The sequence below is a fragment of the Brachybacterium sp. genome (assembly GCF_052095815.1).
In the GTDB taxonomy this organism is placed as follows: domain Bacteria; phylum Actinomycetota; class Actinomycetes; order Actinomycetales; family Dermabacteraceae; genus Brachybacterium.
This window is the reverse complement of record NZ_JBQDLF010000007.1, coordinates 1-16,705: the sequence shown is the minus strand read 5'-3', so window position 1 is coordinate 16,705 and position 16,705 is coordinate 1. Positions and strand designations below refer to the sequence as shown.

Below are 16,705 nucleotides of genomic sequence, written 5' to 3'. Positions count from 1 at the left end.
TGTGCAGGCTCGTCCCGTCTCCCTGCCGGGGCCCGACTGCGTTCGGGAGCTCCACCGCGATCCGGCTGTGCGGGCTGCGCTGTGACCCCTTCTCCGCCGTGAGCGCCTGTCTGGACGCGGGATCGGCCCGCCGACGTTCCGCCCATAGCGCGGAACGCCTCGACACCGAAAAGGGCGATGTCGATGAGCCACCAGATGCCGAAGCCACCGACTGTCAGAAGTTTGATCACTCCGGCCACGGCATTACCAGCGTAGAAGCGGTCGACTCCGAGGAAGCCGAGAAAGATGGCAAGGATCGTGGCGATCCGTGGGTCGTAGCGTCGCTGGGATGGCATCGAAGCCCCTTTCAACTCTGGAATTGCGCCCGTCATTCTTGGTATCGGCGCACGTCACTCATCGAAGAAGTCCTGGTTCACGCTGTAGACGGTGAACTTCTGGCGCTCTTCGACGCCGACCCCGTACCTGAGCATCAGTGCGGTGAGGCGGATCCCGTCGATGAGGACGATGCGTCCCTGGAACTGGCGTGCTGCGTCCTTCGCAGCGAGAGTGAATCTCGAGGTCGTGATGAACACGCCGCGATCCGCGCCCAGCCGAGCGAGCGCGCCGTAGAAGGAGTTGATGTCCGGGCCACCGATCGCGTTGTCATCGGCATAGCGCTTGGCCTGGACGTAGACGTTCTGCAGGCCGAGGGGGTCCTGTCGGATCACTCCATCGATCCCACCGTCGTGAGACCTGCCGAGGTGCTGCTTCTCGCCCTGGGCTCCCGCATATCCCATGGCCCACAGCAGCTGCAGGACGGCTTCCTCGAAGAACTTGGGCGATGAGCTCTGCAACGCGGCCCGGAGCTCCGTCTCGACATTGTCGTTCAGCTCGTCCACCTTGTCGGATACGGCTGACAGTGGATCCATCTCCGAATCGCCAGCGTGCATCACGTCGAACTCGCCGGCGCGAACATCTCCCGCGCCGCTCTCAAGCTCACCCGACTCGAGCTTCTGTCGCTCTTTCCGCTCAGCCAGCTCTGACAGGTAGTTCCGCCAGGTGGGCCACTCCTGCTGATCTCGCTCGGAGTACTCGGTCAGGCCGCGGGAGTGGACGGTTCGTCCGTCGTCGGTGATCTGGTAGCGCCCGTACCGGGGCCGATCCAGCAGCCCCGCTTGTTTCATCGACGAGCACGCCCAGCCGACTCTGTTCTCGAGCCGTCCTTGCCCCGAGCTCACCTTCTGCGCCACCACGTCCTCGCCGAGTCCCATCACTTCGGCGACGCCCGCGACAATGTCCTTCAGGGGACGCAGCTCGCCGTCAGCCATGAGCCGGAGAACGGCTGGTCTGCAGCCATCGATCGTGGGGACCCCATCCGCGGCGTACTGCGCCATTTCGCTCCTTCGGTCTCACCGTGCTTTTCCCCATCGTGCCACCGGGAGCTGACACGTGGGCACCGAACTCTTCCAGAAGGGCCGCAACGAACGGCGCTTTCGGCCTACTGTGAGCCATGACCATTCCGAAACGACTTCGCGATCGAGCCGAGACTGTGAACCGCTAAACTGGTCCCGTGCAGGAATCTATGGCATGGAAGCCGGAGTCCTGGCTCAAGAGGTTCTCTCAAGGGGCCGATGATCGACTGAGTTTCGACTACGAAGCGCTGATCAAGGAATTGGCCACGAAGTCCGAGCCGGGACAGGAAGGAAAACGACCGCGCATCGGACGAGGAGCAGTGTCCGAGCTTGCCAACTCAGACGAGCTTCGTACCGGAGACGGTACAGCGCTCGAGGCAGCCGTCGTCAAGGCATTCATCGCGTCGATGATCTGGGGATACGGCATGGTCGGTTACGGTCCGTACCGCACCGAGCGAGTGCTCACCTGCGGCGGAACCGTTCAGGACACGAAAGTCATCGCGCAGCTGGCGGAGGTCGCCGAGACAGCGCTCAGAGATGGCGGAATCGCGGCCTTCGACCACATCTCCACGCGGCGCCGCGCGGACCGCTCGTACCTGAAATACCTCGGCCCTGCCTTCGGGACGAAGTTCATCTACTTCCTCACCAAGAAGCCTTCGCACCGGACGACTCCCGTCATGGACAGCGTCGTCACCGGCTGGCTTCAGCGGAATGCCGCGGACGCGGGGACGTTCAGCCTCTCCTGGTGGGATACGGAGAGCTACAAACGCTACGTCGACGTGCTGGAAGGCTGGGCCGCAGAGCTCTGGCCGGGCGACGGCCAGTCTCCGCGCACCGATGACGTCGAGCTTCTGATCTTCGAGGATGCTCGTGGGAAGTCGCCCCTCCGGCCTGAGTCCGAGAACGTCACCGCTGAATCGATGCTCGATGATCTGGGTGCCGAGGCCGATGCCCGAGGCGGAGAGAAGGACACGGTCGGGGTTCTCCTGGTCGAAGCACTGCGCGAGTGGTTCGCCCTGAACCCGTCGACGGAAGCCTGAAAACGGAGCCCCCTACATCTCTTCCGTGACCTCGCGCTCTCCCCGCGGCGGCCGCAGGTCGATCCGCGGCCAGTCGACGTCCTCCCCCATCAGCTTGATCAGGTCGTCCTGCCGCGGCTGCCCCATCACCGAGCGGTACGCCCCGAGCGTGCGCTGCAAGCGACGGTACTGTCGCGACTCCCGGCTGAGCGGCATGGCCGGCACATAGCGTTCGATCTTTGTCGGCCCGTCGTAGAGCCAGTACGGGCTCATCCCGTCGCTGCCCTCCGGCTCGGCTGCTTCTGCGGCATGGAACATGGCCGCCCACGGGTCATCGTGCCCCTCGGCAAGCGCTGCGCTCCCATGGCGCTGGGCGACGTTCCGGCGGATGGCGTGGCCCTTGTACCGGTGCACGCGCCCTTCGCGCTGCTCCAGGTCCACGGGGTTGCCGGGCAGGTTCCAGTGCACGATGGCGTGGCTGTAGGTGTGGAAGTCCAGGCCCTCCTGCCCCACCGAGGTGCTGGCGAGGATGAAGGGCCAGAACGGCGAGTTGAAGCTGTCGCGCACCGAGGTCTCCCGCTTGTCGGCCTGTTCGGAGCTCTGTGTGCGTCCGAAGCGGGCGGCGATGTGCGAATGGACGCGATGCACGTCGACGTCGATCTCCGTTTCGCGCGCACGCAGGTCGTGGATCTCGTTCGCTGCGGTGCGGATGCCGGCGGTGGCGCGGATCTTCTCGGCGAGCTTCGCGGCGCGGTCGGCCGGTGCATCGCCGAGCAGTCCGAGGGAGTCGACGAGCGTGTGCACGTACTCGTCGAGCGTGGACTGGAGGTTGCCGTCGAGGCAGTAGCCGAGCACGAGCTGCCAATAGCCGTCGGCGTCCTCTGAGCTCACGCCGGTGGAGGCTCGCACCGCCGCCATGATCTCGGGCCGGTTGAAGAGCGTGCGGAGCCCTTCGCTGATCGTGAGGGCGGCGCGTCGCACGCCGTCGTCCTCGAGCGACTCCGCTCCCCCGGTCGCCCTGCTCAGGGCACGCAACGCGCAGACCCCCGGGCCTGCCACCGCGATCACTGCGAGCATCTGGGCGAGGTCTTTCGGTGGGGCTCCGAGCGTGTCCCAGTCGGGTTTCATGGCGAAGGCGACGTGGTCGCCGTAGCGCGATATCGATTCTTCGCCGTCCGTCTCGTCAGCGACGGCTCCGCGCGGGCTCAGATCCTTCAGGTTCAGCGCCTGGTCGAGCAGATAGGGAGCGACCCCGTACCAACCGGCAGTCTGTCCCTTCTTCTCGCCGCGGGGGAGGTCGAGGCCGTCGAGCTTCTCCTGAATCCTCTCTGCCACGAGCCCGAGGAAGCGCTCCCGATCCAGCGGCAGCTCCTCGCCCCGTTCCCGCGCGACCGCGACGGGGTCTCCGAGCTGGGCGAGCGCGACCGAGGGGTACAGCAGCGCGAGGTGGGGCAGGTTGAGCAGCTTCTCGTCGGACACGGCGAAGCGGAGCAGCGGCGAGGGTCGCGTGGAGTCGTACCGGGTGCTAGAGCCGTCGCTCTGGCGGGTGAACTCGCTCAGCCGACGGTCCACCTCGTAGCTGAACAGCGCGGCGATCGCCTTGGGCACCACGCTCCAGGCGGAGAAGATGAGTCGCTTGGTGAAGCTGCGGGCGCCGTCGGCGGCGAACGGGCCTCCCGGTGTGGTGTACGGCAGTGCGGGCGGCAGCCAGGCCAGCTTCCACACGCCCCGCTCCATCGACGCGTCGATCAGCGCGCGGAGCTTAGGGTTCCCGGGGTCGATCTCGCGGAACTCGAGGATGTCGTTCCAGTCCAGGAGCCCCCGGTGGTGGAGGTGCAGCAGCGCGGCGAGGTCCTCGTCCTGTTCCGAGGCCAGATCCATGACGCGACGCTGGGACTGATACGCCGAGGGGTCCATGAGGTTCACCGGGTAGGGGCTCGAGCGCCAGAACTCGAACATGTCCATGCCGTGGGCCCGGCGGCCGATGCGGTAGTTCGCGGTCCAGATCTCGAGGTCCTGCGGACGGAGCTCGAGGGAGGGCATCTCCATCTCCTGGAGCATGCCGTCGGTGACGGCGGTCGCACCGAGCCGTTCGGTGCGGGACATGACGCGCTGTAGCTCTGCGGTCGCTTGCGTCGTCGCCCACTCGGCGATGTGCTTCCCCTCATCGGTGCGCAGCAGCATGCCTCGCCGCACCTCGGCGAGGTGCTCTGCGACGCGCCGGGCCCGAGCGGGTCCTGCGAGGAAGGCGATGGTGTCGTGGAAGTCCTGGTGGTGGTCCTCCTCGTCGAGCTCGTCGGGGAGGGTGAACATCTTGTAGGGGGTGGCGGAGAGGACGAGTGACTTCGCACCGGGATGGGTGATGATCCTCTGGGCAAGGCGCTGTGCGTCCGTGTAGTCCTCGTCGCCGCCGCTGCGGGCACCGGGGAAGAGGTCCTTGAAGCGCTGGAACTCGTCGAGGATCACGAGGTCCGGGGCGAGACGGGACACGGCCGTATGGGCCATGGTCATGCGCAGCTCGCCGATCATCTGCGTGCGGCGACGTCGCAAGTTGTCGGTGACTGTGTCGCGGTCCAGCCAGCGGTCGAGTTCCTCAAGGAGATCCTCGAGCAGCGTCCCGCCGAAGGGTCCGCGGTCGGTGGTGATGTGCTGCGTGAAGTCGGCGATGAGGTCGTCGTCGATCGTGGGCCGGCTCCAGTCCCAGTCCAGGCGGTTCGCGAACCGATCGTAACCGACGGAGTCGCGGAAGAAATCGATGACGGCGTCCTGCATCAACCAGAGGCGGTCGAGGACGTGGCTGAGCATCCAGTGCAGCAGGACCCGCTCCTCCACGCGACCGGTCGCGTAGCCGAGCTTCAAGGAGGTGCCGGGGGTGAAGGCGATGAGGTTGACCCCGCCGGCCGTTCCCCGGCCCATCGTCTGCGGGAGCATGGTGATGCGGTCGGCGTTCTGCTGCGCCTGTCCCCCGGTGAGCTCTCGCAGCCGCTCGAGGTTCTGGCTGGCGATCTGGTTGTTGGAGCAGATGTACACGATCGTCACAGCACCCTCCCGGGTGCGCCGCAGGTGATCGACGGCGCGGGCGGCGACTCCCTTTGCGATGAGGGTCTTGCCGAGTCCCACCTCGTCGGCGACGAGGAATCGGTTCACGGGTTCGTCGTCGGTCCAGAGCCGACGGAAGGCGTGGTCGACGGTGGCGAGCTGGAAAGGCTTGAGCCGGGCGAGCACACCGTCGAGATCGAAGTGTCCGCTCTGCGTACCGTCAGGTTGCGCGTTGTTCATGCACTCCTCCTGCTGAGGGAGAACTTGAGGACCACGTCCCACAGCTGCAGGAACTCCGGCGGGATAAGCTCCTCGGCTTTCGGCAGGTTGAGGACGGCCTCGACCTGCTTGCGGACCGAGAGGATGCGGTCGATGTCTGCGCCGGCCGCGCGCACGAGAGGCTCGAAGAGCACGATCGGTGGAAGCTGGCGTGGCGTCGCCGTCCCGGCGATGCCGTCGATCATCGTCTCGAGAGTCTCGACGTCGGTCTCCTGGGCGTGGGTGGTCGCCGGCTCGTCGAGGCCGAGGAGGAGTGCGAGATAGCGCAGCACGCGGTCACGGCTGTTGAGCATGGTGGCGAGAGCACGCTGTTCGCGGTCGACGACATCGCCCACGAGCAGCACCTTGAGCAGGCAGCGTCGGGTGACGCGGGCTGCGTCCTTCCCTGCGGTGGTCTCGACTGCGATGAACGGGGTGATCTCGTCGAGTGAGAGCGTCCATTCGGAACGGTCGGCGAGCGGCCTGCGCAGGGCCGGCGCGGTGAGGGGCCAGATCGTGGTCTCGCCGACGGGAGCGTCGGGAAGGGCGAGCGTGAGGCGCGCGGCCACGGCGTCGTCGCCGGTGCGGGTGATGTCGAGCTGCGGTCGCGGCTCGGATCTCGCGATGCTCCGGTGAAACTCCTCGAGCTCATAGCCGGTGAGCAAGGAGGGGTCGTCGATCGCGTCCTGTGACGGGGTGTAGGGCTCCATGATCGTGCGGAGGCCCATGTCCTTGGCACCGTCGCCGAGCACCGCGTCGACCCCGCAGCTGCGGGTGGGACCGGTGAGGATCGCATCGAACTCGACGTTGAGGTCCCATGCCTGGCGGGTCAGGTTCGCGCTGCCGGTGACCACCTCCGACCGGCCATCGGCGCGGTCGAGGACGACCGTCTTCGCGTGCAGCCCCGTGAGCTTGACGAGGGCGGAGCGTGCGACAGTCCGCTCGTCGGCGGTGTCATCCTCCATCACTCCCTCCTCGACCGTCTCCTCGTAATCGACGGCGGCGTCGAGGACGTTGACATCCCAGCCCGCTGTCGCGGAGGCGCCGAGCAGATCGGCGGAGTCCGCGCGGGTGAGCAGGGTGGCGTCCTCCGCGCCGGCGCGGAGCCTGTCGAGGGTGCCCCGTGAGAGGAACGGACTGATGGCGAGAATCTTCCGGGGGTCCTCGGGGAACGGCCAGTGGTCGCGATCCTCGTCGAGCCCGAGGGCGAGCAGCCGACCTCCCGTGAACGGCGCCGGCACCTCGAGGCACACAGTGCGCAGCGTCGAGGCGAGGTCGAGGATCGACTCCCGCCGGTCCTCGCTCATGGGGTCCAGCACCATCCCGGACACCGCGACGACGGCCTCAGCGGCGGGGGCGGCATCGATCGCGCCGTCAGGCCCCTCATCGAGGATCAGGGCCGTATCCCACGAGCTGTCGAGGGTGAGGTTGCGGCTGCCGACGACGACGCGGTGGAACAGTGCGCCGTCCACCGCTCGGCGGTACCGGATGGCCCAGAGCTTGGGATGGAACAAGGCGCCCTCGCGTGGGGGCTCCACCTGGTGGAGGGAGCCCTCGAGGAAGGTGTGGATGCGGCTGTGCGTGGTGGGCACGTGGATGCCGGCTGCCTGACAGAACACGGTGGTCCGTCCCATGAAGCGCTGGATCGCATCGAGCAGCTGGGCGGGGTCGCGGTCGTCGATGCCCGACGTTTCGTCCATCGACGCGAAGGCGAAGGTCATCGGCGCGATCAGCATCGCGGTGAGATTCAACGAATACGTGGTGGTCACGGCGACGTCCACCTCGTACCCGGGCGGGGGCCGGAGTGCTTCGGTGAGGAGGACCGTGGTGTCGGGCTGCAGCATCAGTGGCGCCCCTCTCCGTCGTAGAGGTCCTTCAGGAGCGTGGTGACATTGCTCCACCGGAAGTACATCCTCGCGGTGCCGGAGGCGCCGCTCCAGGCATTCAGCGCCTTGAGGTTGCCCGGCCGGAGCCGTGCGCGACTGCCTTTGACGAGGCGCTCTCGTCGAGAGATGAGCTCGCGAGCACTGCGGGAGTCCGCGACCGTCCGCGATGAGCGGGCTTCGTCGAACCAGTTCTCCAGGAAAGTTCGGGTCCTGTCCGGGAAGTTGCGGCGACGCGCGGCCATCAGCTGACCGAGCCCGAGCAGATCCGCGGCGTCGAACGGGCGGTGTGCAGCAGCTTCGTCGGCCCACTGCGCGAGACGCTCGCGGTAGTGCTCGACGCGGTCATCCCGGAAGCGATCTGGATCGCCGGACGTCGCTTCGGCCAGCAACAGGTTGTAGAGCAGGTTCGCACCCTGGGTATAGAGGCTGAAGCGTTCGGCGAGGTCGAGCGTGGTCCGGAGGCCCCGGTCCGCGACGGGGTCAAGCAGGTCGAGAACGTCGTCGGCCCATGGAGCCGACGGCATCGTGCCGGTGGCCGTCCAGGTGGTGGGCCGACGGTGGGCGAGCCGCGCGAGGAGGGTGCCCGCGTTGTTGCGGGTGATCGTCTCCTTCAGGTACTCGACCTCCGGTGAGGTGAGAGCGAAATCGGCGCTCTTCAGCAGCCCCTCCGGGCGGAGCGGCAGGCGCGGATCGAGGCCGTCGGGGATGCGTACGCTGCCGAGCCCCTCATCCTCGACGCGGGGAGAGTCAGCGTCGAGGCGCCGGTTCTGTTCGATGCGCGCGAAGTGCTCGCGAGCGGTGAGACCAGTCTCGAGGATCCCCCACTGGACGAGCATCCCGCCGTACAGCACCGAGGGCACACGCTGGAGGGCCTTGCCCGCGCGCCGGCCGATGATGCCCTGTTCTCCCTCGTCGGTCCCCCGTTCTAGTGCGCCGATGAAATCCCGCTCGAGGTCGTGGTACCTCGTGGCCATCTCCTCCGCGGTGGCGCGTGTCGAGGCCTCCTGCATCAGCCACGGGATGAACAGCACGTAGCGCAGCCGCGTGTGCAGGGTGGAGGTGCCGGGGAAGAAGGTGTCCGAGAAGGCGTCGCGGATGCCTCCCACTCCGAGATCGTCGATGGTGGTCTCGTCGCGGAACTGATCCACCGCTTCCATCATCCTGCGACGCTGCTCGGCGTCGACGGCGAGCCAGGCGAAGGTGGAGGGCATGGGTCCATGGTGCACGTTGATGACCAATCGAGGCACCACTTTGCCCTCAGATCGGTCCCCTTAGGGTCCGAGGGTGGAGCATCTTCCCTCTTGGGTATCCGACAAAAATCCGTGGTGTCATCGACCGTATGACTCCAGTAGATGACGGAGCGGCTTAGGATCAGGGGGAGCCCTCATTGGCCAGCCCTACGCCCATAGCGACCAGGATGCCATCGGATGCCACGATCGGTTCGGTCGTAATAGCGTCCGCCCGTTTGTCTGGCTAGCCACCTGCGATATCGAGAAGTCGAGACATTCAATGCGCTTGATTGCAAGTAAGTCCGTGAAGTGGAGCGAGACCACTGCGCCTGCCAACATTGCCACAGAGCGAATTTTCATCGGACCCGATCCGTTGGGAATGGGGGGCCTCCAAGTTGCGGTTGCGCGTTCATCGGACCTACCCTCCAAACGAGCGGTCCGAGACCTGTTCAACGCTCGCCGCGGCAAGACCCAACTTCAGCTCGTCGTCGCAGTGGGAAACAGCTCTACTACATATCTTTTCGGCCCGGATCCCCAAGCCCAGCCCGTCGAGTTACCGACGGAACAGGCACAGAGGCAGCTGCAGTCGGCACTTGACGAACCAGACGTTCTGGCCGCAACCGAGCGTATCGCCGGCTTTCGCAAGGCCCACAATTCAACCGCCGTCGCGGGGTACACCAACAGCGGGCTCTTCGCAACCTACCACCTCACCCAGAACCTCCCGCAGCGCCTCGACTGGGACGACCTGAATCAGGCCGGTAGCGGCCTACTCACTGCCCGTGGAACGGCCCTCATCGACGCGCTCGGCTTCAAGACCCAGCCCGCCACCGGTGGTGCCGTCCTGCTGTCAACGCCGACCGACGCCTCCCGTGCGGTCGCGGTCCTGCTCGACGAAACCGAGCACTTCGACAGCAAGAGCCCAAGGTTCCAGCTGACCCCGGTCGCCTATGGTCTCGCTGTCGCGACCCAGCAAGAGGTGCCGTGGCTGATCGTCCTTCGCAAAGACCAGATCCGCCTCTACCCCGGGCGGGACGGCGTCGGCGTCGGATCCAAAGGTCAGGCCGAGACGTACTTCGAGATCGACCTGTCGACGGTCGACGCCGACTACGCCGGACTGCTGCCGCTGATCTTCACCGCCAACGCCCTTGCCGCGAACGGCACCGCGGACCAGTTGCTGGAGGAGAGCACTCGCTACGCCACTGAGCTCGGGAAACGGCTTCGGGAGCGCATCTACGGCGAGATCATCCCCCCGCTCGCTGTCGAAGTCACCCACCAACTCACCAAACGCGCACAACTGCGCCTGGACCCCGACGGCCTCGCCACCGCCTACCGCGTCACCCTACGCATCCTGTTCCGTCTCCTCTTCCAGGCGTACGCCGAAGACCGAGGGCTCCTCCCCTCCAGGCGCAACGAAGGATTCGACGCGAACAGTCTGAAGACCAATGCCCAGCGCCTCATCGCTACGGAAGACCGCGAGTTCGGGGAGTCAGCAACCCTGTGGGGCGACCTGACCCAGGTGTGGGACGCCATCGACAAAGGCAATCGCCAGTGGCAGATCCCCGCCTACAACGGCGGCCTATTCTCCTCCGACCCCGACCAATCGCCAGACGGGGCCCTTTTCACCAAGATCCAGATCCCCGACCGGGTACTTGGACCAGCGCTCAAGCACCTGCTCATCGACACCACCAGTGACGGCGTCGACGGCCCGGTCGACTTTCGGTCGCTCAGCGTCCGCGAGTTCGGCACCATCTACGAGGGACTCCTCGAAAGCTCCCTCTCCATGGCCGAACAGGACCTCACCCTCGACCCCGACGGCGCCTGGGTGCCTGTCAAGAAGAACGATGAGGTCCACGTCCGATCTGGTGGGGTGTACTTCCACAGCGCCTCCGGGGAGCGCAAGGCTACCGGTTCCTACTTCACCCCCAAGGTCCTCGTCGACCACCTGATCGAACAGTCTGTCGTGCCCGCACTCACCGCGCACCTGGACAAGGTCGCCGACCACCTCAACAAGGGTGACGTAGCTGCGGCCTCCCGAGACTTCTTCGACTTCAGAGTCGCCGACCTCGCCATGGGATCGGGCCACTTCCTCGTCGCAGCGGTCGACAAGATCGAAGCGCTCATGCGCGCCTTTCTCGCCCAACACGCCGTTCCAGGTGTCACCGACGAACTGCTCCGGCTCGCTGGCGCCGCGAAGGAAGCTCTCGGCACCGACGACGTCGCCAAGTCCGAGGTAGATGAGATCGGTCTCCTGCGACGTCAGGTGGCACGTCGCTGCATCTACGGCCTCGACCTCAACCCCATGGCCGTCGAACTTGCCCGCCTCGCGCTTTGGATCCACACGTTTGTCCCCGGACTCCCGATGAGCAACCTCGACCATGGCCTCATCAACGCCGACTCCCTCACCGGAATCGGCACGGTCGACGAGGCTCTCGACGTCCTCCAACCAGACCGCAACCCCGGGCAGAGCGACTTCTTCGATGATGTCATTACCGACACACTCGTATCCGCCAAGACTCTCCTTGTCGATCTCGCTAGTGCTGGCGAAGCCAATAAGGCAGAGATCGAAGAGTCCGCGCGTCTACTGGAGCAGGCACGAGAGGCATCAAATCCTGCGGAGCGCGTTTTCGACGTCGCCGTGGCAGCCCGGGTCGGCGCGATCGACGCCGGGATGATCTTTAGCGAAGACGACGTCATCGAACTGGCCCGTGATCACCGGGTAATGGAGACCATCAAAGAGCTGAAGCCCGCACACATGCCAGTGCTGTTCCCGGAGGTGTTCCTGCGGACCAACCCCGGTTTCGATGTCCTGCTCGGGAACCCCCCGTGGGAAGAGCTCATGGTTGAGGAGCCGAAGTTTTGGCTCCGGATCCGGCCTGGCTTGCTCGCGCTCAAGCCGGCCGTGATGAAGTCGGAGATCGCGCGCCTGCGCGACGAGCGTCCTGACATGGTGGCAGAGCTCGATGAGCTGAGCGAGGTTGTCGGCAAGGTTCGCCAGACCATGCTCAAAGGTCCATATCCCGGGCTTGGGACCGGGGATATTGACCTTTACCAGGCTTTCGCGTGGCGCCTCCTGCAACTCCTAAGGAATGAAGGTCGATCGGGTGTCGTGATGCCGCGCTCGATCCTTAACGCGGCTGGCCCGAGTCTTTGGCGTGAGGCGATGTTCGCGGCAGGCAGCCTCCAGGCGATCACTTTGGTCAACGAGCGCAGGTGGATCTTCCCGATCGACCCAAGGTACTCGATCTCTTTGCTGACGTTCCGTAAATGTGATCCACCGTTAGGGTACATCGAGGTGTGCGGGCCGTTCTACGAGGAGAAAACCTTCCTCGCCGGACGTGGTCAGTTAGGTCGCGTGGAAGTATCGTCACTGAAAGTGATGACTGGCTCGACCGTCCCGCAGATTGCAACGCCCCAGGCAGCTGAAGTTTTGAACGTCATCCGTAAGGCTCCGCGGCTCGACGCGCGGCGCCCAGGCTGGGACTTTCGGCCGGTGCGCGAGTTTGACGCGACCAACGATCGACCAACCTTCGACAGTGAGGGGCGCGGGACCGTCCCAGTTCTCGGCGGGAAGGGTTTTGAATTGTGGAACCCGGGGACCGGGGAGGTTTATGCGTACGGGGACCAGGAAGCTATTGAAGTCGCTCTCCAAGCCAAGCGCAAGCGCCAGGTCAGGCTGAAGAGCTCTGCCTTCCATGCACTTTCCCAGGCGTGGGCGGACGACGTGGACACGCTCCCAATGCGTCGCCCGCGCATCGCCTTTCGCGATATCGCGCGTTCAACGGACACTCGGACGATGATCGCGGCATTACTGCCGCCCGTCGTAGCCTTAACGAACAAGGCGCCCTACCTGTACCGCCGGGCAGGGACCGCACTGGCCGAGGCATACCTACTGGGCGTCCTGTCGTCGATCCCACTGGACTGGTACGCCCGCAAGTATGTCGAGCTCGGAATGAACCTGCACATCCTCAACGGTCTTCCCATTCCCACGTTCGACCCCGAGTCATCAGTCGCCGCTCGAGCGGTGGAAGTCGCCGGGAGGCTGGCAGCGGTCGACGACCGATACACCGAGTGGGCGGCCGAGGTTGGAGTACCCGTCGGGTCGGTGACGACGAAGTCGGCGAAGGACGATCTGACTGCGGAGCTCGACGCTGTCGTGAGCTTGCTATACGGATTGTCGGAGGACCAGGTCGAGCACATCTTCGGGACGTTCCACCGAGGTTGGAATTATCAATCGCGGCTGGAGGCAGTCTTGACGCACTACGCACGGTGGAAGGGGCAGGCATGAGCCAGCTCCCTGACTTCGCAACCAACTATCTGGCAAGCGAGGCGACGGTCCGAGTAGCGGACCGGGTGAACGAACTCTTCCGGATGTTACGGGAGAACAAGCAGACACCACCGCCGCTCGCAATCGCGACGGCATACATTAATCCTGGAGGGTTCGCCCTGCTCTCCGACGAGCTGGAGCAGGCACCTCGCGTGAGGCTGCTGCTGGGTGCGGAACCGGAACAGAACTCGGTTCGCGCGGTTAGTGCTCATGACGCGACGATGGACTCGCGGATCAGCGCTGCACTCGAGCAGCATGACGACTGGCTCGCGATGGAACGGGACACCATGGGGTTCGCGCGGCAGCCTGATGCAGACGCCAGACGGATGGTGGAATGGCTACGCGGCCTTGACCCGGAGGGGCGGGCGCGGGTGGAGGTGCGCCGCTACACGAGTGGTTTCCTCCATGGCAAGGCGTACATGGTGGAGGATATGGCGACTCAGGCCGCAATCGCCGGGTCCTCGAACATGACTTTTGCCGGACTGGCGCTGAACGCAGAACTGAACCTGGGTACTGGCGGCGGTACCCACGCCGCGGCGAAGGTCCACGAATGGTTCGAAGGGTTCTGGGCGGCCAGTGAACCCTACGACCTGGCTGAATTGTATGGCCGGTTGTGGGACCCGCACAGCCCGTGGACGGTCTACCTGCGCATGCTGTGGGAGTTGTACGGGGCGCACCTGGATGACGAGAGCCCGCACATCAAGACGGGGCTAAGCCTGACTCGTTTCCAGGCCGACGGTGTGGTTCGGATGGAGCGCCTGCTGGACGAGCACGGAGGTGTGCTCGTCGCTGATGAGGTCGGCCTCGGCAAGACCTACCTGGCCGGTGAGGTGATCTACCGGACTGCGAACGTGAACCGGCAGCGGGTACTGATCGTGGCGCCGGCGGCGTTGAAGACGTCGATGTGGGAACCGTTCCTGCTCGAGTACGACTTCTCCCGCTGGGTGACGGTCTACTCCTACGAAGAGGTCCGCAATCGTCTCGAACCAGCCCACGCGGGTCATCGCGCGTTCATGCAAGAGATCGAGGACTACTCCCTCGTCGTGATCGACGAGGCTCATAACCTGCGCAACTCCTCTGCGCAACGGTCAGGTGCAGTGGACCGAGTGATCACCGCCGGCACCCAACCGAAGAAGGTCGTGCTGCTGACAGCGACACCGGTCAATAACTCGCTGGCGGACCTAGAAACTTTAGTCAGGTACTTCATCCGCGACGACGCGAGGTTCGCCTCACTGGGAATTCCGAGCATTCGGGAGTACATCAAGCATGCCCAGGGGATCGACCCCGCCAACCTCACCCCGGAGCATCTGTTCGACCTGATGGACCAGGTCGCTGTCCGGCGCACTCGCAAGTTCGTCAAGGAGCATTACACCAACGACATGATCGTAGGCCCGGACGGGGCGACGACGACGATCAAGTTCCCGCAGCCAAAGGTCCGACGCATCAACTACGACCTCGACGCGGCCGGGCTGGAGCTCATAGACGCGATGGTCTATGCCCTTGGTGATCCAACGGATCCGCACACTCCACGGGCATGGGAAAACCGCTCATTGGACCCGAAGCGCCTGATGCTCGCAAGGTATCTGTCTAGCAGGTACACCCTCGACCAGGACTTGTTGGAGTACCAGATTTCCAATGCTGGCCTGCTCCGATCCGGCCTGCTGAAGCGGTTGGAGTCGAGTCCGAGTGCGCTGCATTCTTCTCTGGGACGGATGATTGGTTCGCACGAGGCGTTCCTGGATGCCCTGGACAGGGGCTACATCCTGAAGGGAGAGGCACTTAACGACTGGGTCTCTTCAGACTCTGATGATCTTGACGCGTTCGTGGAGGCTTTCGACGACGAGGATCAAGTCGACGCGGCCAGCGGCTACCACGTGACAGAGCTCGAAACCGATGCCCGTTCCGACCTCGCTCTCCTGCATGATCTACGCGATCTCGCCGGCACGGTGCTCGCCGGGATCGAGCCAAAAGTGAACAAGCTCGTGGAGGAGCTATCTAAGATCGCTGAGGACGCTCGCAGAATCGACGCGCGCGGTCTCTCTCACGTTGACCGCCGAAAGGTGATCGTCTTCTCCGCCTTCTCCGACACGATCATTGCGATCCATGACGCTGTCGTCGCGGCGATCAGCGTGGCACCATCGGGGTCGGCGTTGGCGGACTACAAAGGTAGGGTCGCAGCCCCAATTATGGGTGCTTACGCCAAGGTGCACGAGCGGGGCGAGTCTGGCGGCGTCGACCAGGGTGGGCGTGCGTCTACCATCGCCGGGTTCGCGCCCAAAACCGCAGGGCCACGCAACCCTCAGAGGGAGCCCATAGCAAAGGACGAGTACGACGTCCTGTTCACCACGGACGTCTTGGCTGAGGGAGTTAATCTGCAGCAAGCCGGGCAGATGATCAACTACGACCTGCCGTGGAATCCGATGAGGATCGTCCAGCGTCACGGCCGCGTCGACCGGATCGGTTCGAAGCACGACTACGTTCATCTCGGACTATTCTTCCCGGCCGAAAGACTCGACGACTTACTGCGCCTTGAGGAACGCTTGCAGAACAAGCTCGCCCTCGCAGATGCCGCGGTCGGTGCAGGTGAAGTCCTACCTGGCCGCGGTCCGGGTCACGAGGTAAACCTAAGCGACGATCATGTCGCCGGCGAGTTCGAGAAGCTCCTCGACACTGGTGGCTCTAGTGCGTCCCTGTCCGGTGAGGAGTACCGACGTCGGCTCTACGGTTCCTTCACCGCCGACACGACCACCAAGGCTGATATTCTTTCCTTGCCCTACGGCTCAGGTAGCGGATTTGAGAACCCGGCAGTAAATGGTAACGGCTATGTCTTCTGCATGCGCATCGGCGACAGCGATAAACCCTGGTTCCGATACGTTGCCGTGGACGAGGACTGGAACATCAACTACGACGAGACCGGCGAGCCCAGAATCTCGGGCGACACGCTCATCTCGCTCCGCGTCGCCGATCCCAGTAGCGAGAGCGCCCCCCGCTGGCTTGACGCCCTTGTCTACGACCGAGCCTTCGACGCCTGGGAAGTCGCCCGCAACGATGCCTACGCCGCCTGGAGCGCACTCACCGATCCCAACGCGTTCCAACCGGATATGCCACTGTCATTCCGCGACTCCCATCAACTGGTGTTTCGTGCAGGCGGCTATCTCGGGCGGGAGACGCAGATAGACCTCGCGAACCGACTCCGCAGTGTCCCTTCCGCCAAGGTCGCTCGGCAGATGCGCCGTGCCCTCAACGACGGGCGCACCGACGAAGAACGTATCGGACTGATCACCGAAGTTCTAGAAGAAGCCGGGATTACTGCCCCGCCCCCGCGCGAGCCGCTCCCTGATGTAGAACCCCATGAAGTGCGGCTCGTTAGCTGGATGGCTGTTCGGGGCACGCGGGAGGCTTAACCCGGCGGCAAAGACTACCCCAGGCCTAAGGCCGGGTTGCTTGCGCGGCTGCCTACCGCAACACGGTTGAGCCCTCGGGAGAAACACCCGACCTAGATAACCGGCTCTTCCCGGTTCGTGGTGATGGGGAGCGTCGCGTCGTAGGCGCAGAACGG

Annotated in this window: 7 protein-coding genes and 1 pseudogene; 3 read left to right on the top strand and 5 right to left on the bottom strand. The window is 64.8% G+C overall.

Going from position 1 to position 16,705, the window contains the following annotated elements:
• Positions 1 to 188: 188 nt before the first annotated feature.
• A pseudogene (locus ACTH43_RS04485) lies at positions 189 to 335 on the bottom strand (TM2 domain-containing protein); the annotation flags it as partial.
• Between the two features lie 54 nt (positions 336 to 389).
• Positions 390 to 1,373: a restriction endonuclease gene (locus ACTH43_RS04480; protein ID WP_441443723.1), complete on the bottom strand. Its 984-nt coding sequence runs from the start codon at positions 1,371 to 1,373 to the stop codon at positions 390 to 392.
• Between the two features lie 176 nt (positions 1,374 to 1,549).
• Between ACTH43_RS04480 and ACTH43_RS04475 the strand changes: the two genes are divergently transcribed.
• Positions 1,550 to 2,431, top strand: a complete 882-nt coding sequence (locus ACTH43_RS04475) for an 8-oxoguanine DNA glycosylase OGG fold protein (protein ID WP_441443722.1) — start codon at positions 1,550 to 1,552, stop codon at positions 2,429 to 2,431.
• A gap of 12 nt (positions 2,432 to 2,443) precedes the next feature.
• On the opposite strand, the gene ACTH43_RS04470 is transcribed toward ACTH43_RS04475, so the two are convergent.
• From ACTH43_RS04470 to ACTH43_RS04460, 3 genes are read right to left on the bottom strand one after another with little or no spacing between them, the layout of a single operon-like run.
• Positions 2,444 to 5,689 carry a helicase-related protein gene (locus ACTH43_RS04470; protein WP_441443721.1) on the bottom strand — a complete coding sequence of 1,082 codons (3,246 nt, stop codon included), beginning with the start codon at positions 5,687 to 5,689 and terminating at the stop codon, positions 2,444 to 2,446.
• Entirely contained in the window at positions 5,686 to 7,551 is a 1,866-nt protein-coding gene (locus ACTH43_RS04465) for a phospholipase D family protein (protein ID WP_441443720.1), read from the bottom strand. The genes ACTH43_RS04470 and ACTH43_RS04465 overlap by 4 nt, the downstream gene beginning before the upstream one ends.
• Positions 7,551 to 8,804 (bottom strand): DUF6361 family protein, encoded by a 1,254-nt coding sequence (locus ACTH43_RS04460; protein ID WP_441443719.1) that lies wholly within the window; start codon positions 8,802 to 8,804, stop codon positions 7,551 to 7,553. Before ACTH43_RS04460 ends, ACTH43_RS04465 begins: the two co-directional genes overlap by 1 nt.
• Positions 8,805 to 9,126: 322 nt before the next feature.
• Here ACTH43_RS04460 and ACTH43_RS04455 point away from each other — a divergent pair, with 322 nt between their 5' ends.
• Both ACTH43_RS04455 and ACTH43_RS04450 read left to right on the top strand, forming a co-directional pair.
• A complete protein-coding gene (locus tag ACTH43_RS04455; RefSeq protein WP_441443718.1) occupies positions 9,127 to 13,107 on the top strand; it encodes an Eco57I restriction-modification methylase domain-containing protein in 3,981 nt (1,326 codons plus the stop codon).
• Positions 13,104 to 16,550 (top strand): helicase-related protein, encoded by a 3,447-nt coding sequence (locus tag ACTH43_RS04450; RefSeq protein ID WP_441443717.1) that lies wholly within the window; start codon positions 13,104 to 13,106, stop codon positions 16,548 to 16,550. Before ACTH43_RS04455 ends, ACTH43_RS04450 begins: the two co-directional genes overlap by 4 nt.
• Positions 16,551 to 16,705 lie beyond the last annotated feature (155 nt).

Excerpts from the sequence above, each read along its gene's own strand:
- ACTH43_RS04470 (WP_441443721.1), bottom strand. The coding sequence starts at position 5,689 with ATGAACAACGCGCAACCTGACGGTACGCAGAGCGGACACTTCGATCTC.
- ACTH43_RS04465 (WP_441443720.1), bottom strand. The coding sequence starts at position 7,551 with ATGCTGCAGCCCGACACCACGGTCCTCCTCACCGAAGCACTCCGGCCC.
- ACTH43_RS04450 (WP_441443717.1), top strand. The coding sequence starts at position 13,104 with ATGAGCCAGCTCCCTGACTTCGCAACCAACTATCTGGCAAGCGAGGCG.
- ACTH43_RS04480 (WP_441443723.1), bottom strand. The coding sequence starts at position 1,373 with ATGGCGCAGTACGCCGCGGATGGGGTCCCCACGATCGATGGCTGCAGA.
- ACTH43_RS04460 (WP_441443719.1), bottom strand. The coding sequence starts at position 8,804 with ATGCCCTCCACCTTCGCCTGGCTCGCCGTCGACGCCGAGCAGCGTCGC.